Genomic DNA, 22,294 nt, shown 5'->3' with positions numbered 1-22,294 from the left:
GGTAGGGTGGGGGAGACCACCAGCGCGGTGCTCACCTGGTAATTCGAGCGCCGAACGATCATTCCGACAGCCACCTGTGCCCGACCGCGCAGCGTCGGGCCGAGACCATTCTTCCGAGTATCCCGTCGTAGAAGGACCGACCGATGGCAGACGACGACAGCGAATTCGACAGCCTGACCAAGGCCGCCAAGGGAAGATACATCCGGCTGGAACCGCAAGCCGCGCAGGACTGCGCCAGATTGTGCGGTTTGATGATCACCGAGCTCGACAAGGCGATCAACAACACCCAGTCGCTCACCAACGTCCAGGGTTTCGGCACCATCGCGGACGCGACCGCGCTCGCCGGTCGCTACAATGACCGCGCGGCCACCGGCGACTCTTCGTTGAAGCACTCGTTGACGAAGCACCGCGAGGTCGTCAACGACATGATGGAGACCTTCATCGCCGCGGGTCGTTCGTACCTGGAGAACGAACATGCCTCTGCAGCAAGGCTTTCCGCTTACGAAACAGCGGTGAGCGGTTACCGGCCGCAGCCGTAGGATTCCAGCTCTCCCTGCCCCATGGAGGTGACCGATGGGTGACTCGCCGCAGCGAGAAGAGAAGTCGTACGATCTCGACGAATTCAAGCCGGAGCACGCGAATACCGACAGGAACACCGTGCTGGGCACCAGCAGTCCGATCACGACCGAGACAGGTCAGATCCCATGGCAGACATACGGTAAGGAGCTGGCTACCCTGGTGAGCTACCGCGATTCGATCCATTCCGAATCGGTGCGATCGATGGCGGAGACATGGCGCGGTCACGGCACCTCGCTGGGCTCGCTCGCCGGTCAATTCTCGAACGAAGTGAAGTCGAAGATCGTCGACTCCTGGGATTCGGACGGCGGTCGCACCGCCTCGGCGGCGGTACAGCGCTACGCCGAGCAACTCTTGCAGCTCCCCGTTGTCATCAACGCGGTCGCGAACAGCCTGGATTTCTCGGCGAAGTTCCTGGACACCACGCGAAACAATATTCCCGACGCCAACGGCAAGTTGGTCGACGGGACATCGATCGTGAACAGTGACGGCGACTACGACAACGCCGACTCCCGCGCGCAACTGCAGGCGTTGCTCAAGCAGCGGGCCAACGACGTCATGAACCAGATCTTCGTTCCCAGTGGGAAATCCGTGGACGGGGCCATGCCGATGTTCCCGCTACCACAACCTGTGACGACGGGGCTCCCGGACCCCACGGGGACGCAGCGTTCCGGTCCCGGATCGCCGGGGCCGGGCGGGGCGGGACCCGGTGGGTTGAATACCGGTGCCTTGAGTCGCGCTTCGTTCGATCCCCGAGCGTTGGGCGCTGCCTCGTTGAGTCAAGGAAACCTCCAGGCCCAGCAGGCCGCGCTGAAGAATCTCACCGAACAGCAGCAGGCGGCACAGGAACTCGCTCGTCAACAGGCTGAGCAGGCCGCCGCCCAGCAAGCTGCCCAGCAGGCGCAGAGCGCGTTGCAGCAGGGGTTGGACGCCGCCCAGCAGGGGCTGTCGTCCGTGCAGGACGCCGCGCAACAGGGGTTGGCGGCCGCCCAGCAGGCCGCGCAGGAAGGTCTGTCGGGACTCGGTGGGCTCGGCGCGCTGCCGACATCGCTGGCTGGAATGGGTGATCTGCCATCAGCTCTCAAGTCCGGTAAGGGCAGCGGCGGAGGCGGAGCGGGTGGCGGCGGTGCCGGTCGCGGCGGTGCGGGCAGTGCCGCGCTCGGCAAGGATGCGGCCCAGGCCGCAGCCTCGAAGCTGTTCCCCCGCGCCTCGCTCACCGGCGATGCCGCGGCGACGGTGGCCCGTGCGGGCCTCGCGACGAACGGGCAGAACGGAACTCCCGGCGGTATGGGCCCCGCGGGCGCGGGTGCCGGGCAGGGGCAGAACAAGGAGCGCAAGCGCGCCGACTACCTGGATTCCACCGAGCATCTGGAAGAAGCGCTCGGCGACGCCCCGGTGGTGGCGAAGCCGGTCGTGGAGCGATGACCGTGCGACGATCGACCGCGCCCCGAGGATGAGTTGGAGGTGACCGTGGACAATCCGACGGAGCCGGTCGAGTCGACCGCGACCTCGCGGTCCGGAACGATCTCGGTTCGCACGACCGAACAGGGCTTGCCGCTGGGCATTTCGATCGACCCGGCCGAATTGCACCGGGATCCCGAAGGCTTGGCGGCCGAGGTGTTGCGGTTGTGCGGGCAGGCGGCGAATCGCGCGGGGTTGGCGCGGCGGCGGCAGATGGAGGAGGCGGGGGTGGCTCCGGACATGATCGCGTTGATGAATCTGCCGACCCCGGAACTGGTGGCTCGCGCGGAGCTCGCGGATGAGGAAGAGTACGACGTGGAACCGCAGAGTTGGTTGCGCGCGGAATAGGGGAGGGTCCTCGTGTACGAAACCATGGACGAACTCATGGACAGTGTGCGCAGGCGGCTGTATCGAATTCGCGATCTGGCCGAGGACATGGCGGGTGTCCGCGCGACCGAGACGGCGCCGGGCGGCGCCATGACCGCCGAGGTCGACGGTAATGGCGCGTTGTTGAGCTTGCATTTCTCCAGGGAGGTTTCGCGAATGTCGCCCGAGCAGTTCGAGCGGTGTCTGGTCGAGACGACCCATGCCGCCGCGCGGCGCGCGTTCGAGCGCCGAGGTGAGCTCGTCAACGCATTCAACGAGGAAGTCGCCGAGTAGATACCGGCCGTTAATGTGTGTGGTGCAGAGTTCGAGAAAACGCCTTCCGGTTCATGAAGACAGGGGGGTATCGTTGAGCCGAGTTCAATTGCGTTACTGGATCGGGGATTACAGTGAGCGAACTGGTAGCAAAACCTGATGCTCTACGTGCGTACGGTGGTGCGGCGGCCACGATGGCCACCGGGGTCGCCACTGCGGGCGCATTCGACCAAGTGGCGACCGTCGCGGCGGCCGCGCCGGTATTCGGGCTGATCGGTCAGGATTTCCTGCTTGCTTTCGCCGCCGCCCAGGGCAATCACGTGTCGTCGGTGCTGGAACTGGCGGGCGTGCACGCGGCAACCGCGGTGGCGTTGCAGCAAGACGCGACCGCGTATGAGACCTCGGAGTCGGTATCGGGCAGCGAATTCGATTCCGCCAGTAAGGTGCGATGAATCCGCCGCCGTTGGATCAGTCGGTCGTCGAGTTGCTGCGCGGCAGTGCGCTCGCACCGATGATCGACAGGCCGGTCAACGATATTCTGAAGGATATCGGGCTCGGTCCGTTGCCCCAGTTGCCCTCGCTACCACCGTTGCCCGAACTGCCGCCCCTGCCTGTGATCGATCTGTCGGCCTTGTTCCGCCCGCTGACCGACATGGCAAGCGGGTTCGGCACCGGTGCGATCGGTGGGGGGCCCGGCCCCGATCCCACGCAGGTCTTGCAGAGTGTCACCAGTGCGCTGACAACCGCGATGTCCTTGGGCACAACGGCTTTGAGTGCCGTGATGCAGTTGTGGCAGAGCGCGGCAGCCATGCAGGCAGCCGAAAAAGCCACGGCGGCACAGCAGAATGGCGCCGAACTGGCCGCGCAGGGCACCGAGGAGAAGGCGGTGCTCGGCACCGCGGCCACGTCGGTGGCTACCGGTGGCGCGGAAATGACACAGGTCATTTCCAAATTCGTGTCGACCGTCGCGGCGACGGCGCCGTTCCTGGCTCTGCCGGGCGGACAGGCGTTCCTGGCCGCGGCGACCGCGGAGGCGATCGCCGAGGGGGTCGCGGTGGTGACCAAGACCCGCGCCGAGATGACGGTGCATTCGGCGAGTATGACGCAGGCCGGGGAGAAGGTGAAGGTCACCAACGCCCCGAAGGGCGCGGACTCGATGCAGGAACTCGCGCAGCTCATGCAACTGATCACCCCGCTGATGACGCTGGCGAGTACCGGCGTGCAGGCGGCGAATCAGCTCGCGTCCGCGAATACGTCGTTGCTGGCGGCGAAATCGGTGACGCCGGTGGCGCAGACCGGTGCGGACGGAGAGGCGACGGCCGACGGAGAGCCTGCGCCCGCCGCGGGTGGTGTCGGCGGCGGTGGTGGTGGCGGTGGTATCGGGGGCATCGGGCTCGGTGGTATCGGCACGACCGCGACACCGTTGAATCCGTGGTCGGGTACCCGATCGGCTTCGGTCGGCGGTCCGTCGAGCGGCCAGGGCTTCTCGTCAGCGCCTGAATCGGCGTCGGCTGTACGCGCAGGCACGGTGGGTGGCGCGGGCAGCCCCGGATATATGCCCATGGGCGGCGCCGCGGGTGCGGCGGCGGGTCCGCGCGGCGCGGGCGACGCGGGCGGCGATCTGCCCGGATTCCTGGTCAATGCCCAGCACGGCGACGAGGTCGTGGGGAATCTCGAGGGCGCCTCGCTGCCGGTGGTCGGCGCGGCGGAACAGGTATCCGAACCACCGCCGGACAGGGAACTCACTCTCTGAGGAGGTCGTCATGGTGAACAGTGGTGCGAATGTCGGCGGTGGCGTGACGTTCGATCCGGTCGCTGCCCGGCAGGCGTCGGTGCGTCTGGACGCGCTGGCCGATCGGTTGGAGCGTGATCTGCGCGTCGATGAGCCCGCACTGCGGGTCGCGCCCGCGGGTATCGACGAGGTATCGGTGCGGGCGGCGCAGACCATGACCGACGTCGCGGCGTCGTTCTCCGACAGCGCCGACGCGGGCATCCTCGAACTACGCAAACTGGCCGCGACGCTGCGGTCGCAGTCGAATCTCTTCGCGGCGGCCGAGGAAAGCAGCGTCGCTGAGTTCGGTGGCGGCGCGGGAGTAGCGGGCGCGGCCTAGGTGCGGCCCGACTCGACAGGGGAGCAGCTATGAGCGAACCACCGCAGCCCGGCTTCACCGGGGTGGTCTGGGAGGCTCGCGAGCCCGATCGGCTCACCCGCGAGTTGTTCGCCGGGCCGGGTGTGACGCCCATGGCCGAGGCGGGTGCCGGGTGGACGAGGCTCTCCGCCGCTTTCGGCGCGGCAGTGGTCGAATACGAACAGATCGTCGCGGGCCTGCGCGGTGCGTGGCAGTCCGACACCAGCGCCGAGGTGCTGGACCGGGTTTCGCGCCTACGCGACTGGCTCGTCGACACCGCGGGTGCGGCACGCGGCAATGCCGGGCGTGCGGCGACGCAGGCCGCCGCGCACGAATTGGCCCGGTTGGCAATGCCGCACGCCGCGGAGATCGCGGCGCTGCAAGCCGCGCAGCAGATGTTGGAGCAGGTCACCGGCGCGCTCGGCGCTCCGTTACGCGCGGTGGCGGCAGATACCGAGACCAGGGTGGATCTCGCGAAGGCCTCGGCCACCAGGGTGATGCGCACCTATGAGGCCGCGACCGAACCGCTCGCGACCCCATGGCTCCAGCAGGAGCCGCCGGTGATCGCGACGAAGGTGGCTCTGGAGGCCGAACAGTCGGCGGCTTCGGCCTCGGAGGCGGGCGCGACGGCGACGAGCGCCGGTATGCCCATGGTGTTCACGCCGCCCGTGCTGCCCGGCGCGCTGTCCGTGCCGAGGGCGCAGACCGCGTACCGAGCCCCGGTCTACGCGCAAGCGGGGGAGACGGTGGAAGCTGTCACTCCGCGACCGACCACCGCCGCCACGGTCGACGCGCCCACGGCGGTGCCGGTGGTTCCCGGTGCGATGGCGGCGGGCACGCCCGCTGCCATCGCCGCCGACGAGGAACATGTGCCGCGCGCGGGTGACGCCGGTGCCGACCGACTCGGCGCCGATCTCGGCGTCGTCTCCGCTCCGGCTGTCCTCGGCGCTCCAGAGCCGCCTGCTCCGACTTCGGCCCGCACCGAGACCGGCGGTGCCGCATGACCACGATCACCAACGACGGTCTGCTGGCCGTCAGCGAACGACTGGGCGTGCAGACACTTCCGGTGGCATTGGCAGTAGCGCCGCGTCAGGATTCCTACGACGAGTGGATGGTGGCCCAGCGGCGGGTGACCGCCGAGTTGACCCGATCCGGTGTGATCGACGCGCACGGTGAGGTCGAACCCGATCTGGCTGACGCCCTGCACATCTTGGCGCAGCCGGATCGCGAGCTCGCGGCCCGCGTATACGGAACTACCTCGGGTGTCCGACGGATCTGCCTGGCGCGGCGCGGCGGTGCGCACGCGCTCGCGGTGCGCACCGAGGACGGTTTCGACGTCCAGCCCGTCTGGGCGGACGGCGGCGGTCAACCACTGGTCCGCGCGTTGCTGGCGATACTCGGACCGGGCAGGCCCGCGGAGGTCGTCGCTTTCAGCGCGCTGTCGAGCGAATTGAGCGAGCGGTTGGCCGCGGCGCTCGACTCTGCGGACTACGCCGACGCGGTCTACGCGCTCGGGGTCGCCGACCGGGACGCCACCGCCTACGGCATGGCCTTCGCGGCCTGCCACACCTACGCCGAAATCGTGGCCGAGGTCCACGAGGACGGGACGACCACCCGATCGCCCGGCGCGGTCGCGGTGTACGACACCGGACGGGGTCGGATCGTGGCCGCGCCGGGGATCGCGCCGGACCAGCAGGTCTGGTCGACTGTCACACCGGGCACCGATCACCGTATCGCGCAGGCGGTTTCGGCTCTGATCGAAACCCTGCCCGTGGGGAGGTGGCTGCTGTAACGCGCAGATGATCTCGAACAGCACTCATCTCCGTCTCGGGTGGTGCCGACCGGCACCACCGTATGGCATCCGGCCGACAGTACGCAGGCCGACAGCATCAGGAAGGTGGACACATCATGTCCGGTGAAAACGCGAGGACAGACGAGCGCGCCGCGGGTGCGCAGCGCGACGTGCAGGACGCGGTGGACGCGATCCAGCGGACGCTGGCCGATATCGACACCGCGGTCGACGCGGCGCGGCGCGGTTGGCAGGGTGACGCGAACACGGCGTTCAGCAAGGCCGTCGCCGCGTGGAACCAGGAGACCAACGACCTGCGGATCGCCCTCGGGCAGATCGAGGAGAAGGTCGGCGCCGGTCACGTGCAGCTGACCCAGTTGGACGCCGAAGAAGGCGAGAACTTCGGCGGTCTGCGGCTCGCCTGAGCCCGCGCCGAGGTCATCCGCCGCGCCGAGATCCGAATACTCCGACACGACCGAAGGGACGAGGACATGCTTTACGACAAAGCGACCATGACCGAGTTGTACAACAACCTCAACGAGAACTACGGCAAGCTCCAGGGCGAGGGCCAGCGCTTCAACGAGGCCGCGGGCCGTCTGGCGCAGGCATGGGAGGGCAACGCCTCGCTGGATGGTTTCCAGACCGCCAAGGGCAACTGGGACACCAACTACGCCGACACCCTGGAGATCCTGAACAAGGTCGCCGCCGCGGTGGAGAGCGCCTTGCAGCGCGCGCTCGGCACCGATGCGAAGATCGGCGACGGTTTCGCGTCCTGATCGAATTCGTTCGGTCGGCATGATCTCGGTGGTCGGCCGGGGCAGTTCGCTCCGGCCGATCGCTGGCGCGCCGTTGCGACGAGCCGGGGCACTTTCGGCAGTTTCGAGTGCCCGAGCACATGTGTCACCGCACGGCGGTCAGTGATTCGCCGATGTAGCGCATCTCCTCCGGTGTCGTAACCATATTCACTGTGGTCGTGACCGCGGAGGTCCGCACCGTGATGATGTTCGGTGCGGCCGGGTCCTGGATCAAGATCACGTCGGCGTCGAGTCGATCGGTGGACTCCTCTGGCGGGCGCACCTGCACGATGGTGGCGCCGCCGGTCAGCGCGGTAGGTGCGATGCCGTCGAATACCACGACCGAGGTGGGCGGAATCGGCGCGCCCGCCTGCGTGGCGGCGGGCGCCGGATGTCCGCTGCCGGAGAAGCGCGAGACCAGCGAAAGTACTTGGGGCGTGTCCACATTGGAGACCATGGTGTGCCAGGCGTCCGGACGGTCCGTGTGCACGACCACATGGGCGCCGAGGGCGATCGATCGCAGGATCACCTGCTGGGCCAGATCGAGTCGCCCGACCACCGCGAGACGTCGGGTGCCGTCGCCGATCAGCGGTACCGCGATGCCTTGTCCGTGATCGTCCGCGCCGATCAGTTGTCCGCAGCCCGCGGTGGGCACCGCGATACCCATCAGCGCGGACCGAAGACCGCGGTGATCACCCGTGCGACCGATATCGCTGCCGCCGATCCGGGTGGGCAGACAGTCGAGTAGAGCACGGAACTGCCGCCCCGACAGGGGGCGCAGTCCCGGTAGCGGTGGGCCGTCCGGTTCGGTGAGAGTGTCGAAGCGCACCAGGGCGTCGAGTGCTATCGAGGGTGTCGCGGTATCGCGACCGCGCCCCGTGCCCGCGGTTCCCGGTCGCAACCGCACCGTGACGGTGGTGGCGGAACTCGGGGTCGCCCAGATATCGGAGAATCCGCGTTCGCCGATCAGGTCGGGACCGATCTCATAGCTGGTGAGATGTAAATCGCCGTGCACCAGGGATTTCGGGGTCTCCGTGAACTGGTCGAGCGGAATGCCGCGCAGCAGTTGGCGCGCCGCGGTGTTCATCTCGCCCGCGGTCAGCACCGAGACCGAGATATCGCGGGCGGCCAGCCGGTTGGCGACGCGGCGGGTGGCGATGATCGCGGTGCGCAGCGCGCCGCTGCCGCTGCCGCCCCGATTGTCCACGGCTTGCGCGTTGGCCAGCGGCTCCAGTCGCAGAACCAGCCAGACGGTGCGCTGCGCGATGGCGGGTAGCGGGCCGATGATGCGGTCGTAGAGGTCGGCGATCGGGGTGGCGCCCGCGGTACGCGCACCGGTGCTGATCACATCGATCGAGGTGAGGTTGATATCGAACTGCTCGAGGCAGCGGGCGATCTCGTCCAGCGGGATGGTCTGGTCGGTGGACAGCGATCCACGTCGCAGCAGGGTCAGTGCGTCCGGCGGCGGATCGATGCGCAGCATGGTGATCAGAAGGCCACCGTCCCAGCGCATTCCGTAACTGCCGCCCTCCGGGAGCGGGACGTCGAAGGCCTCCGCGCCCGCCGCCACCTGTCCCGGCCGGACCCGGCGCCAGCGGAAAGCCAGCCATTCGGCGAGGATTCCGACGACATTGCGGGGATTTCGCGTGCGTACCGGAGCCAGCCCGAGTAGCAGGGCACCCGCGCCCACGCCGGTCGCGGCGGCGAGGGGTGCGTCCAGAGCGAGCACGACCCAGGCGGCCAGCGCGGCGAACAGGATCACCGGGATGGTCGATCGCAGCGGAAGATGGTGCAACAACCAGAATTCAGGCTCACGCAATATAGAGTTCACGGAAGCGTCCGGTGTGACCCCCGACCGGTCGGCGCCGGATTCGGTTTCCCGTTCGTTCACAGCTGTGTTCACACCAATTCGCCTGGGTCGAAGGGGTGGGTGGCCGGAGTCCGCCCGTGCTGCCTCCGGCCGATAGTACCGCGCGGCATGATCATTCGTGGTCCGGGTCGTTCACGCTCCCGAGATTGACACCGCCTGCCGGCGGGATACTGTGATTCCCGGACGAATTCCCACCGTCGCCCCCGCGATTGTCCGCGGACGCGGTCGATTCGATGGAGATCACGTGCCTACTCAGCTGACCACCAAGGCCCAGGTCAACGGATATCGGTTTCTGTTGCGGCGGCTCGACCACGCATTGATCCGCCGCGATGTGCGGATGCTGCACGACCCCATGCGTTCGCAAATGCGGTCGCTGCTGGTCGGGGCGGTGCTCGGAATTGTCGTGATCGCGGGTGCGGCGATCCTGGCTTTCCTACGGCCGCAGGGCTCGATCGACAAGGCCGATATCGTCATGGGCAAGGAGAGCGGCGCCCTCTACGTCCTGGTCGGCGACGCCAATGGTAACCGGGTGCTGCATCCGGCGCTGAATCTCGCCTCCGCCCGGTTGATCAGCGGCAGCAACGAGGCGCCCACCTCGGTCAAGGACAGCAAACTCGCGAGTGTGCCGCGCGGGGCAATGCTCGGCATTCCGGGCGCGCCCGCGGCGCTGCCCGGTTCGGCGCAGCGCGGGCATTCCGATTGGTCGCTGTGCGAGACCGTGCAACTGTCGAAGAGCGGCAGTGCCGCGGCTGCCACCGGTGTCGAGACCACGGTGATCGCCGCGACCACCCGACTCGACGAACGGGTGCGCCGGGTGGCGGGCAACGAGGCCGAGCTGGTGCGCCGCGATGACAAGACCTATCTGATCTACGACGGTAAACGCGCGGAGGTCGACCCGTCCAACGCCGTCATGGCGCGCGTGCTCGGACTGACCGGACAGCGGGCGCGGCCGGCCAATACCGGACTGCTCGGCGCGCTCACCCCGGTCCCGCCGCTGACCGCGCCGGAGATCCCGCAGGCCGGTCAGCCCGGTCCGGGGCGACTGTCGGATGTGCCGGTGGGCGGGGTGATCTCGGTCGCGGCGGTCGGCGGCGCCGACCGGCCTGAACTGTACGTGGTGCTGGCCGACGGGGTGCAGCGGATCGGGGATTTCACGGCCGCGGTTATCCGCACGGCGAATTCCCAGGGTATGGCGCAGATCAAATCGGTGCCGCCGGATGTGCTCGGCAATGTTTCGGTGGTGCGCAAACTGACGGTCGACCACTATCCGGCCGTCGCGCCGAAACTGTTGACGGCCGAGGATGCTCCGGTGACCTGTGTCGCCTGGTCGAAACCGGATCCGAGCGGTGACGGCACCGTGCCGAACGATCAGGCCGCGGTCACGGTGCTCGCGGGTTCCGAACTGCCGCTGCCGGATTCGGCGCGACCGGTGGCGCTGGCCACTGCCGACGCCTCCGGGGATCGGGTGGACAAAGTCTATCTGGCCCCGTCCTCCGGTGAATTCGTGCAGGTGACCGGGATCGATCCGGGCAGTCCGCGCCGAGACGGCCTGTTCTACGTGGCCGATAACGGTATTCGCTACGGCATCCCGGATGTCGCGACCGCCGAGGTGCTCGGCCTCGGCAAGCCGCGCCACGCCCCGTGGGCGATCGTCGGCCAACTGGTGCCCGGCCCGACCTTGTCCAGACCGGACGCCCTGGTCGCTCACGACGTCCTGCCCACCCGCTAGACCGTCGTCGAACCCGCCGGACGGGTGTCGAATCAGGTGGTGAGCGATCCCAGGACGCCGACCAGCGCGGCCTCCATATCCGGGGCCTCGATCCGCATCAACACCGACTCGTCGACACTGCTCAAATCGACCGATTCGTCGTTGGCGAGCCGGAATTCCCGCTCCTCCTCGGCGGATTCGATCACATTGCGCACGAAACGGCCGTTGCCCGCGAGGTCGATGCCGCGCCGCTGCTGCCCGCTCTGATCGGTGCGTTCGGAACGGTAGAGCCCGCCGCAGGCCTCGATCAGCAATCGCAGTGCGTCCTCGGACAATTCGGAATCACGCGACTTCGCGATCAGCCCGCCGATCTGCCCCAGTTCCTCCGGTGTGTAGGAAGGGAATTGGAGCCGTTTGGCGAAGCGGGAAGCGAGGCCGTCGTTGGAGGCCAGAAGCCGGTCGATCTCGCCGTCGTAGCCCGCGATGATCACCACGAGTCGGTCGCGGTCGTTCTCCATGCGTGCCAGCAGAGTGTCCACTGCTTCGCGGCCGAATGCGTCGCCGCCGGACAGGCCGGTCTGGATCAGTGTGTACGCCTCATCGATGAACAGTACGCCGTCCATGGCGGTATCGATCAGCGCGTCGGTCTTGATGGCGGTACCGCCGAGGTTCTGGCTCACGAAGTCGACGCGTTTGGCCTCGACCACCCGATCGGTCTTGAGAAGTCCGACACCGCAGTAGATCTTGGCGACGATACGCGCGATCGTGGTCTTCCCGGTACCGGGCGGCCCGGTGAAAGCCAGGTGGTTGCCGCGCGGCACGCTGGCCATTCCCTTCTCCGCGCGGATCTTGGCCAATTGGGCGGTGGCCTGCAATTTGGCGACCTGGGTCTTCACCGAATCCAGTCCGACCTGGCGATCCAATTCGGTCTTGGCCTCGCCGAGAATCCGCTTGGCCCGGTCCTCGCTCTCGGCTTGTTCCATCTTCTCCGCCGAGGGAGCCGACGCCGGATCCCAGCGATCGGTGCGCGCGTCGATGGATTCCTTGGTGGTGATGGTGATCCGGTAGGTGCGATCGCGCATGGCCGCGGTATTGGCCGCAAAATCCGGCGCTTGCGAATACACCTTCTCGAACAGCGCCTGTGCCTCGGTCTCGTTGCCGGTCTCACGCAGACACAGTCCGCGGCAGAACATCGCGGTGGTGCGTGCGGCCGGGATCGGGCCCGCCTCGGCCTGTTCCATCCGTCGGATGGCCTCGCCGAACAGGCCGAGTTGCGCACAGGCCGAACCGACCATCACGTTGGCGCCCGCCGCCAAGTACAGGTCGTCCCAATCCGCCGACCCGGTGAGCACGGCCATCACATCGGACCAGCGCTGGGTGTTGTAGTGCATGACGGCGCGGATGTAGGCGCTGATGCGGTCGTCGATCGCGCGATCGGTATCCGACAGCATGGAGGCGCGGTAGGCGGCCAGTTCGTCGAGTACCCGCTCGGCCTCGTCGTATTCCCGATCGGCGACCAACTGCGCGGCATGCGCGAGCCAGATCTCGGTGTAACTGGCGAGCGGATAGTCGATGTACAGGCCGACCAGGAACCGTCCCGCCAGTGTGCGCGGCGCGAGACCGAGCCTGCGCTGTTCGCGGAACAGCGTGGACGTGCTGGTCTTGTAGAGGTTGTAGAGGACGTCCTTGGTCACCTCCCCCGCCGCGGCCCGGCCGAGCCAGGCATCGCACATGGTCGGATCCCATTCGGTCGCACGCTGGAAGGCCAGTTTCGCGTACTCGAGGTCACGGGTGGATTCCTGGCCGTCGACGGTCAGACCCAGTGACAGGATCCCCGCGTCGAAGGCGCGCTGTGCTTGGCGGTTGCCGGTCATCGGTGCCTGTCTCCGAGTTGTCTGTCAATGGTCTCGAAGTGTTCACGGGAGCTGTTGCCCGCGTTCATCTTCCGGCCAACTGTGGCATCGGTGCACTGTGCCTGACATAAGGCCAGGGTAGCGATCGCGTGCGCACGGTCTGTACGGATACATTAGATTTCGCGGTCGCGAGGTTGCAACGCGTGTGCGTTGCGACCAGAGTGAGTGCGAGGTGAGTTCGGTTCGGCAGGTGGCAATCCGAGAACCGGACGAATATGTCGTTCCGGAATGGACTGGAGTTGTTCAGCAATTGACGGAGCCCTTGAGCGGTGGTTCGCGAACCGCCGAACCCGAGCTGTGCCGAGTATCCGTCATCGGGGGAAATACCCAGTTGGATGTCGGATTGCCCGCGACGGTGCCGATCGCGGCCTTCATCGGTGATCTCGTCGCCCTGATCGGATCGCGCGATACCGACATCACCGAGAGCGAGGACGGCGCCGCCCCGCTGCGTGCCGAGCACTGGACGCTGGCGAGATTGGGCCGCGAGGCGATCGCACCGAGTCGCAGCCTCACCGAGGCCGAAGTACTCGACGGTGAGTTGCTGGTGTTGCGCTCGGTGGGCGCCAAGGAGTCGCCCGCGTTGTTCGATGACGTCATCGACGCGGTGTCGCGGCTCACCGCCGACGACTTCCGCGGCTGGTCGCCGACCGCCGCCAAATGGACCGGGCTGATCACCGCGGTGGTCGCGGTGCTGCTCGCACTGGTCGTGCTGGCCATCGAACGCGGTCGCTCCGACGGACTGGCGGCACCGTTCCTGGCGATCGGTGCGGGTCTTGCGGCGGGGGGTGCCGCGGCCATCGCGGCGCGCCGATACGCCGACGAGGTGGCCGCCGGCTGGATCAGCCTGTGTTCGGTTCTGCTGTTCTTCGGAGGCGGTACGCTGTCGGTCCCCGGCGATCTGGGTAGTCCGCATCTGCTGCTGGGTTTCTCGGTGACCCTCGTGGCCGCGACGGCGCTGTACCGGGCCACCGGAACCGGCGCGGTGCTGTGTTCGGTCTCGGTGACCATTGCCTTGTTCGGCGGTATCGCGGCCCTGGTCCGGATGGTGTGGGAACCGGCGCTACCGAAGATCGCCGCCGGCGTGCTGGTCGTGGCGATCACGTTGCTGTCTGCCATACCCCGCTTGGCGGCGATGCTGGCGCGGCTGCCCGTGCCGCCGGTGCCCACCGCGGGCGCGGCCATCGATCCGGCCGATCACGAACCGCGACCCACCATCGAGGGGATCGGTGCGATCGGCGCCACCGCGCTGCCCTCGGCCGCCGGACTCGGACTGCGGGCACGCGCGGCCAACCTCTATCAGACCGGCATGATCGCGGGTGTGACGGTGGCTGTGTTCGCGGGGGCACTCGGCACCGCGGACCTGTTCGGTCACGTGCGATGGCAGGGAATCACCCTGGCGGTGATCTCGGCGATCATTCTGTGCCTGCGCGGCCGGTCCTTCGCGGATCTGACGCAGGCGGGCGCGATGATCCTCGGCGGTGCGGCCATCGTCGCCGGACTGCTCACCGGACTCGCTCTCGGTGACCACGATCGGTTGCTGATCGGGGGCGCCTTGCTGCTGGCCTTCGCGGTATCGGTGCTGTTCTTCGGTGTGATCGGACCGCATATCGAGATCACGCCGGTCACCAGGCGCCTCGGCGAGCTCTTCGAATACGCGCTCATCATCGGCCTGATTCCGCTGGTGCTATGGGTCATGGGCGTATACGGGATGGCCAGGAATCTGTGAGCGCGCGCGCAGCTCGACCTCGCCGCACCGGATCGGTCTGCGCCGTGGTCGTTCTCGGCATCGTGGCGTTCGGCTGGCCCGCGCCGGCCACCGCTGTCGCGCCTCCCGGCATCGACCAGGGAGCGCTCGGGGCCGCTCAGGCGATCAGCGGGCGGCCCGCCCCGCTGGAACCGACCGAGCAGCGGTCGGTCTGCGCCCAACCCATGCTCTCCGGTGCGCCGCCCGCCGAGGCGCCGCCCGCGCAAAAAGTGCTCGACCTGCCCTCGGCGTGGCAGTTCAGCCGTGGCGCCGGTCAGAAGGTCGCGGTGATCGACACCGGGGTGAACCGCCACCCCCGCCTGCCCCGATTACAGCCCGGCGGCGACTACGTCGCGGACTCCGACGGCACCTTCGACTGCGACGGACACGGCACCATCGTCGCGGGGCTCATCGCCGCCCAGCCCGCCCTCGGTGACGCGTTCGCGGGTGTCGCCCCGGACGCGGAGATACTCAGCATCCGGCAGATGAGCCTGGCCTTCGAGGCCAAGGACCGCCGGGCCGGCGACGGCGCGCCCGGTGAGATCGCCTCTTCCGGCTACGGGAATGTGCTGACCCTCGCGGGTGCGGTAGTGCGCGCCGTCGATATGGGCGCGACCGTGGTGAATATTTCCGAGGTCGCCTGTACCACGGCGGGGTACGACACCGCCGACGGCGCCTTGGGTGCGGCGGTGAAATACGCCCACGACCGCAACGTGGTCGTGGTCGCGGCGGCGGGCAATCTCCAGAGCGACGGAGCCTGTAAGACGCAGAACGAGGGCAACGGCTGGTCCTCGGTGCAAACGGTGGCCACCCCGGCATGGTTTCAGCCCTACGTGCTGTCGGTGGCCTCGATCGATCCCGACGGCACACCCTCGCAGTTGTCGCTGCACGGTCCGTGGATCGGGGTCGCGGCCATCGGCAGGCAGATCGTGTCGCTGGACAGCGGCCAAGGACGCGGCGGACTCGTCGACAGTGTGCAGACCAGCGACGGTCCACGCGATATCGAGGGCACCAGTTTCGCGACGCCCTATGTGGCCGGACTGGCCGCACTGGTCCGCGCCCGGTTCCCGGAACTGTCCGCACAGCAGGTGATCGACCGGATCCAGCGCACCGCACACGCGCCCGGCACTGGCCGCGACGACCGTGTGGGCCACGGTCTGATCGATCCGGTCGCCGCGCTCACCGCGCCGCTGCCCGATCGGCCCGTCTCCGCGGACACCGACATTCCGCGCCGTATCGCCGACCCGGTCCACCCGCCGGGTCCCGATCCACTGCCGCGTCGAATCGCCGCCATCGGGTCGATCGTCTGCCTGCTCGGATTGGGGATCGCGGCGGCGGTCTCGATTCCGTTCCGCGACCGGCGGCGCGGGGACTCGGTCGACCTCGATCAGGACGGCGCGCTCGAACAGGGCACAGCACTGGATCCGGGAACAGTGAAGGGGTAACCGACCATGGCAACCGAAGGTTTCGTGCGTCGACCGCGGATCGCCCCGCCTCGGGCGCCGGGCGGAGAGGTCGCGCTGAACGCGCCGCCGGAGGTACAGCGCCCGCTGCCCGCACCGCTGCTGATGCGACTCATGCCGGTGGTCATGGTGGTGGCGGTCGTCGGCATGATCGCGATGATGGTGATGCTCGGGCGCAATCTGCTCGCGAATCCGTTCATGATGATGTTCCCGATGATGATGCTCATGTCGATGGTCGGCATGATGATGGGCTACAGGGGCAACTCCGCCAAGAGTCCCGCCGAGCTCAACGAGGATCGCAAGGACTACTTCCGCTACCTGGACCAGGTACGCAACGAGGTACGGCGCACCGGAGCCAAGCAGTTGGAGGCCTTGCTCTGGAGTCATCCCGAGCCGGTCGATCTGCCATCGGTCATCGGCACCCGACGCATGTGGGAACGCCGCCCGGCCGATCCCGACTTCGGACACGTGCGCGTAGGGGTGGGCAGTCACCGATTGGCCACCAAACTGGCCCGCCCTGAGACCGGTCCCCTGGAAGATCTGGAGCCGGTCTCCACGGTGGCGTTGCGGCGGTTCGTGCGTACGCATTCGGTGGTGCATCGACTGCCCACCGCGGTGTCGTTGCGAGCTTTCCCCGCTGTCAACATCGGCGGCAGTCTCGACGAGGCGCGGATGCTCACGCGCGCGATGATTCTGGAGCTCACCGCATTCCACGGTCCCGACCACGTCGCGGTCGCGATCGTCTGCTCCGATCCGGACGCGCCCGCGTGGGGATGGGCCAAATGGCTTCCGCATCTGCAACATCCGAGCGTCCGCGACGGAATGGGGTCGGCCCGAATGGTGTACGGCTCTCTCGGCGAGTTCGAGACCGCACTGTCCTCGGAACTGCTCGAGCGCGGGCGTTTCATGCGGAATCCGCAAGCGGCCACGCCGGGGCGGCTGCATCTGGTCGTCGTCATCGATGACGGCTACGTCAGTGGCACCGAACGGCTGATCAGCGAAGCCGGGCTGGACGCGGTGACCGTGCTCGATCTCACCTCCCCCGACAACGGACTCGCCGCCCGCCGCGGGCTGCAACTGGTCGTCGGCGGTGGCGAGGTCAGCGCGCGCAGCGGCACCGGACTCGAGAGATTCGCCACCGCCGACGAGATCAGCGTCGCCGAAGCCGCGACCGTCGCCCGCGGCTTGGCCCGCTTCCGAATAGCCACGGCGGCGCAGATCGTCAGCCTCGGTGACGAGGTCAGGACCGATCCGGGACTCATGGCGCTGCTGAAGATCCCCGATGCCGCTCAGATCGATCCGGCCAAGGTGTGGCGGCCACGAACGGCGCGCGAACGGCTGCGGGTGCCTATCGGCGTCACTCCCGACGGGTTGCCGGTCGAGATCGATATCAAGGAGTCCGCCGAGAACGGCATGGGTCCGCACGGACTCTGCATCGGTGCGACGGGCTCGGGCAAATCGGAGTTCCTGCGTACCCTGGTGCTGTCGCTGGTCACGACCCATTCACCGGACGCGTTGAATCTGGTGCTCGTCGACTTCAAGGGTGGTGCGACCTTCCTCGGCCTCGACCCACTGCCGCATGTGGCAGCGGTCATCACCAATCTCGAGGAAGAACTCTCGATGGTCGACCGCATGCGCGACGCGCTGGCCGGTGAGATGAACCGGCGTCAAGAACTGCTGCGCTCGGCGGGCAACTACGCCAATGTGACCGACTACGAGAAGGCCCGCGTCGCGGGCGCCGCTCTCGACCCGCTGCCCGCGCTGTTCGTCGTGGTCGACGAGTTCTCCGAGCTACTGTCCCAGAAGCCGGATTTCGCGGATCTGTTCGTCATGATCGGCAGGTTGGGTCGATCGCTGCACGTGCACCTGCTGCTGGCCTCGCAGCGACTGGAGGAGAACAAGCTGCGCGGACTCGACTCGCATCTGTCCTATCGGATCGGCCTGCGCACCTTCTCCGCCAACGAATCCCGCGCGGTCCTCGGCATCACCGACGCCTATCATCTGCCCGGCGTACCGGGATCGGGATACCTCAAGAGTGATGCCGACGACCCGCTGCGCTTCAACGCGACCTACGTTTCGGGCTCCTATGTTTCTCCGATCGGTACCCAGCAGGCGGACGGCAAGGTCTTCGGCGGCCAGTCGCCGACGGTGTTCACCGCCGCGGCGGTCCCGCTCGCCGAGGGGCCGGGAAGTGAATCGGAATCCGACGCCGCACCGGGCGCCCGGCTTCCGACGCGGATGGATCTGCCCGATCTCCCACCGCCACCGTCCCGTGTCGCCGACACCGAGGTGGAGGGTATTCCGGAGACATTGTTGGGGGTCGTGGTGCGGCGTCTGACCGGGCACGGGCGTCCGGCTCACGAAGTATGGCTGCCACCGCTGGACGATTCGCCGACCGTGGATATGCTGCTGCCCGATCCGGATTGGCGTTCGCCGGTCAACCGGCACGGACAGTTGTGGATGCCGATCGGGATCATCGACAAGCCCTACGAACAGCGCCGCGACGTCCTGACCATTCAATTGGCCGGTGCGCTCGGCAATGTCGCTGTGGTAGGTGGTCCGCAATCGGGTAAGTCGACCACTCTGCGCACCATCGTGATGGCCGCCGCCGCCACCCATGCGCCGGAGCAGGTGCAGTTCTACTGTCTCGACTTCGGCGGCGGCAGCCTCGTCAGCTTGTCCGGGATACCGCATGTCGGTTCGGTGGCCGGGCGTCTGGACAGCGACCGCGTGCGGCGCACCATCGCCGAACTCGCCGCCCTCATGCGCAGACGAGAGGAACGCTTCGCCGAACTCGGCATCGAATCCATGACGGAGTTCCGGCGCCGCAAGTACGCTCAGCTGGAGGCGCGCTTGATCGACGGAGTCACGGCGCCGCAGGACGACCCGCTCGCCGCTGATCAGTTCGGCGACGTATTCCTCGTCGTGGATGGCTGGGGCGTCATTCGCGAGGAATTCGACTCCCTCGAGCCGACCATCAACGCGATTGCCACGCAGGGGCTTTCGTACGGTATCCACCTGATCGTCGCGGCCTCGCGGTGGGCGGAGATCCGTCCCGTGGTCAAGGATCAGATCGGCACGCGCCTCGAGTTGCGGCTCGGTGATCCGACCGACTCCGAAATGGGTCGGCGCACTGCCGCCCTGGTGCCGGTCGGACGACCGGGTCGCGGTCTGACCCCCGATGAGCTGCATATGCTGATCGCGCTGCCGCGCCTCGATTCGATCTCGGATCCGACAACCCTGACCGAGGGCGTGGCTACAGCGAAGAACCACCTGGAACAGCTCTACGGCAAGCGTCGCGCCCCCGAGGTACGTATGCTTCCGCATCTGATCAGCCGTGCCGAGATACACGAGATCGCCGCGCAACACGAGATCACACTCGGGCCGACCCGCGTCGCGGTCGGACTCGGCGAGAACGAGCTGGAACCCTTCATCATCGATTTCGCCGTGGAACCGCACTTCATGGCCTTCGCGGACGTGGAATCGGGTAAGACGACATTGCTGCGCAATATCGTCATGGGACTGGTGGAGAACTCGACTCCGCAGCAGGTGCGGGTAATCCTGATCGATTACCGCCGAACGATGCTCGGCGTGGTGGAGGGCGATCACCTCGGCGGCTACTCCACCTCGTCGCAGACCTCCGGTGAGATGATCAAGGGGCTGTCTCGGTTCCTGGCCAAGCGAATTCCGCCCTCCGACATCACCCCGGCGCAGTTGCGGGAACGCAGCTGGTGGACCGGCGCGGAGATCTACCTGGTGGTCGACGACTACGACATGGTCGTAGCGGGTGGTGTCAACCCCCTGACCCCTTTGATCGAATACCTGCCGCAGGCAAGGGACATCGGATTCCATCTGATCGTCACGCGGCGCACCGGTGGTGTGTCGCGCGCTCTGTTCGATCAGGTGCTCGGCGGTATGAAGAACCTTTCGGTGGATACCCTGATCATGAGCGGACCCCGTGACGAGGGCAAATTGATCGGTGATGTACGTCCGATGAAGCTGCCGCCGGGACGCGGCATCCTCATCTCACGGACCAGAGGTCAGGAGATGGTCCATGTCGCACATCTACCACCGCTGTGATCGGGCAGGCTGCTCACCCGTCACAGTGACGGGTGAGCAGCGGGGTTTTACACGGGGGTGGCGACACTCGGATCGGAGCGGAGCGGAAGACGCGGCCGGTCGGTGGGGTCCCAGCTGTCGGTGCGCCGCTCGAACAAGGCGCCGGACGGACCGATCGCCGATTCCGCGATACGGGCCAACCGGAATCCGGCGCGCCGATAGTAGTCGTGCAGACCGGTGTTGGCGGTCCATGCGTCCAGGCGCACCCACTCGCGGTCAAGGTCACACGCCACCGCGGCGGCATGCGAGAGCAGCCGGTGACCGAGGCGGAAGCCGGCGAAACGCAGGTCGACGATCATGTAGTGCACCATCACCGCGCCCGCGACCTCCGCGTCGGACCACAGCCACGGATCGGTGCGTTCGTTGACGGTGATGGTGCCCGCCGCCTCGCCGTCGACCTCGACGATCCAGGTCTCACCCGCCTCTACCGCGCGGCCGACGGCACGCGCGAAAACCTCGATCGGCAAGCCGTGCCCGGCCACCGACCACTGATCCGAACCCTTCGCGGTGAGCCACGCGGTGCGCTGCCTACGCAGCCGACAGATCGCACCGAGGTCGCCGATGGCGGCCGATCGGAGTGTCATGGTCATGGCAGGGATATACCCGGCGCGGGCGAATTCGCCAAAGTGCGCCGGATGACCGCCGTGCCCTCGTCGTCGCCGAGTTCGTAGGCCAGGCGATTGCGGGTCGCGATGGCGCGCAATCGGGTGGCCCTGGTGACCCTTTCGTGGGTCGCGCCCAGACGCAGGTGATCCAGCAGCATCGTCCCGGTGCCGACGCCGAGCACGATCGCCTCCTCCGCGGTGGCCGGTCGGGCCACGACCGTGTCGCGGTGCGCGGTCTCGGCGTACCCGCATTCGGCGAGTCGCCGGGTGGTGCCGCCCGCGATATCGTGCGGTGCGTCGATACCGGTGGCCTCGGCCAGCTCTCGCGGATAGAAACTGACCTCCCATGACCACGGCTCGTTGTCGAGGAACTGCACGACGGTGCGCGCCAACACCCACGCGCCTTCCGTGACACCCAGCCAGTGCGCGACCTCGGAACCGGCGGGCTCCATGTGCGCGCTGAACTCCTTGGTCGGCACCCGATTCGCCGCGCGCGCGATCTCCTCGAAGATGTCGTGCTCCGAGCACGGGCGATCCGGCCGGATATGGTCGGTGACCACCGATTCCAGCACTTCCCGGCTGCGTACGATGGTGCCGCGCGAGGTCGCCGTGTAGACCAGATTCTCCGCGACCAGCACTTGGATCGCGTTGCGGGCGGTGGTGATCGAGACCCGCATGCGGTCGGCCAGTTCGGAATGGCTCGGCAACCGGTCGCCCGGATTCCAGGTGCCCGCCCGGATCTCCTCGCGGAGCAGATCGGCGATCCGCTGATAGGTCGGACCGTCGGCCATCGCGCTCCTCGGTTGCTGAGTAGGTAACGCTGAGTAGATAACGAAGTGTATGCTCCGTGACTCCTACGGCCCGGTAATGCTTGACAGGTGCCTTCAGGGGTTTATTGTAATGAACGTCCTGATCCGGTGTTGTGCGGCGATGAACGGCGAGGCAACGTGGCAGGTTCGGATTCATCTACGGTCGTTATGGCTCTCCCCGGTACATCGCGGTGTACCGGTGCGGCAACACAGTCCGCGACTACCGGGCTACTGCCCACCTCCGATTTACTCGTCCGGGCGTGTCGCGGACATCGGGTGATCGGGGGTCCACTGCTGTGGTTCGCGCGCGATCTCGCGGTGCTGCACGAAAAACGGATCGTCGGGCGCGGCGGCTCGGTGGACACCACCCCCTCGGTGGTCGTCGAGATCGAGCGTCGCAGAGTCGAGTTGGTCATGGCCGTCGACGACTGGGTGGCGCGCAACGTCTCCCAGCACCGGCTCGGCGCGACCCTGCACACCGAGACCGTCGGCTCGGTCGTCGATCGGCTCGCCGAATCCTCGGTCCGCGCCCACCACGCGCTGATGACCTTGAGCGCGCACGACGACATGCTGCACTGCGCCTGGCACCACCTGGCCGAATTGGCCGACGCCTACGACGATCTGGTGCGCGACGTGCTCGCGGGCCGTCGGCGGCTGCCCGAGTGGTGAGCCCGC

20 protein-coding genes are annotated in these 22,294 nt (G+C 67.5%); 16 read left to right on the top strand and 4 right to left on the bottom strand.

Translation table 11 applies throughout. The features are described from left to right. The first annotated feature begins 143 nt into the window (after positions 1–143). The 11 genes from IT779_RS15020 (at position 144) to IT779_RS14970 (ending at position 7,370) form a co-directional block, all read left to right on the top strand. Entirely contained in the window at positions 144–539 is a 396-nt protein-coding gene (locus tag IT779_RS15020; protein ID WP_196149918.1) for a hypothetical protein, read from the top strand. Positions 540–573: 34 nt separating this feature from the next. After that, complete coding sequence (locus tag IT779_RS15015) at positions 574–2,001, top strand: hypothetical protein (RefSeq protein ID WP_196149917.1); 1,428 nt, start codon at positions 574–576, stop codon at positions 1,999–2,001. Positions 2,002–2,046: 45 nt separating this feature from the next. Beyond that, the gene (locus IT779_RS15010) at positions 2,047–2,385 is read left to right on the top strand and encodes a hypothetical protein (RefSeq protein WP_196149916.1); all 339 of its coding nucleotides are present in this window, start codon (positions 2,047–2,049) and stop codon (positions 2,383–2,385) included. Between the two features lie 12 nt (positions 2,386–2,397). Continuing rightward, positions 2,398–2,697: a YbaB/EbfC family nucleoid-associated protein gene (locus IT779_RS15005; RefSeq protein ID WP_196149915.1), complete on the top strand. Its 300-nt coding sequence runs from the start codon at positions 2,398–2,400 to the stop codon at positions 2,695–2,697. A 113-nt stretch (positions 2,698–2,810) separates the two neighbouring features. Continuing rightward, positions 2,811–3,128 (top strand): type VII secretion target, encoded by a 318-nt coding sequence (locus IT779_RS15000; protein ID WP_196149914.1) that lies wholly within the window; start codon positions 2,811–2,813, stop codon positions 3,126–3,128. After that, positions 3,125–4,429 carry a hypothetical protein gene (locus IT779_RS14995; RefSeq protein WP_196149913.1) on the top strand — a complete coding sequence of 435 codons (1,305 nt, stop codon included), beginning with the start codon at positions 3,125–3,127 and terminating at the stop codon, positions 4,427–4,429. Before IT779_RS15000 ends, IT779_RS14995 begins: the two co-directional genes overlap by 4 nt. A 10-nt stretch (positions 4,430–4,439) precedes the next feature. Continuing rightward, complete coding sequence (locus tag IT779_RS14990) at positions 4,440–4,787, top strand: PE family protein (protein ID WP_196149912.1); 348 nt, start codon at positions 4,440–4,442, stop codon at positions 4,785–4,787. Positions 4,788–4,816: 29 nt separating this feature from the next. Then, the gene (locus tag IT779_RS14985) at positions 4,817–5,809 is read left to right on the top strand and encodes a PPE domain-containing protein (RefSeq protein ID WP_196149911.1); all 993 of its coding nucleotides are present in this window, start codon (positions 4,817–4,819) and stop codon (positions 5,807–5,809) included. Next, the gene (locus tag IT779_RS14980; protein ID WP_196149910.1) at positions 5,806–6,597 is read left to right on the top strand and encodes an ESX secretion-associated protein EspG; all 792 of its coding nucleotides are present in this window, start codon (positions 5,806–5,808) and stop codon (positions 6,595–6,597) included. The genes IT779_RS14985 and IT779_RS14980 overlap by 4 nt, the downstream gene beginning before the upstream one ends. A gap of 116 nt (positions 6,598–6,713) precedes the next feature. Then, positions 6,714–7,019 carry a WXG100 family type VII secretion target gene (locus IT779_RS14975; protein WP_196149909.1) on the top strand — a complete coding sequence of 102 codons (306 nt, stop codon included), beginning with the start codon at positions 6,714–6,716 and terminating at the stop codon, positions 7,017–7,019. Between the two features lie 66 nt (positions 7,020–7,085). Further along, on the top strand, positions 7,086–7,370 hold the full coding sequence (locus tag IT779_RS14970) for a WXG100 family type VII secretion target (protein WP_196149908.1): 285 nt from the start codon (positions 7,086–7,088) through the stop codon (positions 7,368–7,370). Positions 7,371–7,494: 124 nt separating this feature from the next. On the opposite strand, the gene eccE is transcribed toward IT779_RS14970, so the two are convergent. Continuing rightward, positions 7,495–9,291 (bottom strand): type VII secretion protein EccE, encoded by a 1,797-nt coding sequence (eccE, locus tag IT779_RS14965; protein ID WP_332838806.1) that lies wholly within the window; start codon positions 9,289–9,291, stop codon positions 7,495–7,497. Positions 9,292–9,502: 211 nt separating this feature from the next. Here eccE and eccB point away from each other — a divergent pair, with 211 nt between their 5' ends. Further along, complete coding sequence (gene eccB, locus IT779_RS14960; protein ID WP_196149907.1) at positions 9,503–10,987, top strand: type VII secretion protein EccB; 1,485 nt, start codon at positions 9,503–9,505, stop codon at positions 10,985–10,987. Between the two features lie 32 nt (positions 10,988–11,019). On the opposite strand, the gene eccA is transcribed toward eccB, so the two are convergent. Next, a complete protein-coding gene (eccA, locus tag IT779_RS14955; protein ID WP_196149906.1) occupies positions 11,020–12,840 on the bottom strand; it encodes a type VII secretion AAA-ATPase EccA in 1,821 nt (606 codons plus the stop codon). A 289-nt stretch (positions 12,841–13,129) separates the two neighbouring features. Here eccA and eccD point away from each other — a divergent pair, with 289 nt between their 5' ends. From eccD to eccCa, 3 genes are read left to right on the top strand one after another with little or no spacing between them, the layout of a single operon-like run. After that, positions 13,130–14,605, top strand: coding sequence for a type VII secretion integral membrane protein EccD (eccD, locus tag IT779_RS14950; RefSeq protein ID WP_196149905.1), 1,476 nt, complete (start codon positions 13,130–13,132; stop codon positions 14,603–14,605). Then, positions 14,602–16,068: a type VII secretion-associated serine protease mycosin gene (gene mycP, locus IT779_RS14945; protein WP_332838805.1), complete on the top strand. Its 1,467-nt coding sequence runs from the start codon at positions 14,602–14,604 to the stop codon at positions 16,066–16,068. The genes eccD and mycP overlap by 4 nt, the downstream gene beginning before the upstream one ends. A gap of 6 nt (positions 16,069–16,074) precedes the next feature. After that, positions 16,075–20,166, top strand: a complete 4,092-nt coding sequence (gene eccCa, locus IT779_RS14940) for a type VII secretion protein EccCa (protein WP_196149903.1) — start codon at positions 16,075–16,077, stop codon at positions 20,164–20,166. Between the two features lie 47 nt (positions 20,167–20,213). On the opposite strand, the gene IT779_RS14935 is transcribed toward eccCa, so the two are convergent. Together IT779_RS14935 and IT779_RS14930 are read right to left on the bottom strand one after the other, a co-directional pair. After that, positions 20,214–20,795 (bottom strand): GNAT family N-acetyltransferase, encoded by a 582-nt coding sequence (locus IT779_RS14935; RefSeq protein ID WP_196149902.1) that lies wholly within the window; start codon positions 20,793–20,795, stop codon positions 20,214–20,216. Beyond that, on the bottom strand, positions 20,792–21,601 hold the full coding sequence (locus IT779_RS14930) for a GntR family transcriptional regulator (RefSeq protein WP_196149901.1): 810 nt from the start codon (positions 21,599–21,601) through the stop codon (positions 20,792–20,794). The genes IT779_RS14935 and IT779_RS14930 overlap by 4 nt, the downstream gene beginning before the upstream one ends. A gap of 294 nt (positions 21,602–21,895) precedes the next feature. On the opposite strand from IT779_RS14930, the gene IT779_RS14925 reads away from it, so the two are divergent. After that, positions 21,896–22,288 (top strand): DUF4254 domain-containing protein, encoded by a 393-nt coding sequence (locus IT779_RS14925; RefSeq protein ID WP_332838804.1) that lies wholly within the window; start codon positions 21,896–21,898, stop codon positions 22,286–22,288. The last annotated feature ends 6 nt before the right edge of the window (positions 22,289–22,294 follow it).

Source organism: Nocardia bovistercoris (assembly GCF_015674855.1).
Lineage (GTDB): Bacteria > Actinomycetota > Actinomycetes > Mycobacteriales > Mycobacteriaceae > Nocardia > Nocardia bovistercoris.
The sequence above is the reverse complement of the archived record's forward strand: the minus strand, read 5'-3'. Positions and strand labels throughout refer to the sequence as shown.

Excerpts from the sequence above, each read along its gene's own strand:
- IT779_RS15020 (WP_196149918.1), top strand. The coding sequence starts at position 144 with ATGGCAGACGACGACAGCGAATTCGACAGCCTGACCAAGGCCGCCAAG.
- IT779_RS15015 (WP_196149917.1), top strand. The coding sequence starts at position 574 with ATGGGTGACTCGCCGCAGCGAGAAGAGAAGTCGTACGATCTCGACGAA.
- IT779_RS14995 (WP_196149913.1), top strand. The coding sequence starts at position 3,125 with ATGAATCCGCCGCCGTTGGATCAGTCGGTCGTCGAGTTGCTGCGCGGC.
- IT779_RS14990 (WP_196149912.1), top strand. The coding sequence starts at position 4,440 with ATGGTGAACAGTGGTGCGAATGTCGGCGGTGGCGTGACGTTCGATCCG.
- IT779_RS14985 (WP_196149911.1), top strand. The coding sequence starts at position 4,817 with ATGAGCGAACCACCGCAGCCCGGCTTCACCGGGGTGGTCTGGGAGGCT.
- IT779_RS14980 (WP_196149910.1), top strand. The coding sequence starts at position 5,806 with ATGACCACGATCACCAACGACGGTCTGCTGGCCGTCAGCGAACGACTG.
- IT779_RS14975 (WP_196149909.1), top strand. The coding sequence starts at position 6,714 with ATGTCCGGTGAAAACGCGAGGACAGACGAGCGCGCCGCGGGTGCGCAG.
- IT779_RS14970 (WP_196149908.1), top strand. The coding sequence starts at position 7,086 with ATGCTTTACGACAAAGCGACCATGACCGAGTTGTACAACAACCTCAAC.
- eccA (WP_196149906.1), bottom strand. The coding sequence starts at position 12,840 with ATGACCGGCAACCGCCAAGCACAGCGCGCCTTCGACGCGGGGATCCTG.
- eccCa (WP_196149903.1), top strand. The coding sequence starts at position 16,075 with ATGGCAACCGAAGGTTTCGTGCGTCGACCGCGGATCGCCCCGCCTCGG.
- IT779_RS14935 (WP_196149902.1), bottom strand. The coding sequence starts at position 20,795 with ATGACCATGACACTCCGATCGGCCGCCATCGGCGACCTCGGTGCGATC.
- IT779_RS14930 (WP_196149901.1), bottom strand. The coding sequence starts at position 21,601 with ATGGCCGACGGTCCGACCTATCAGCGGATCGCCGATCTGCTCCGCGAG.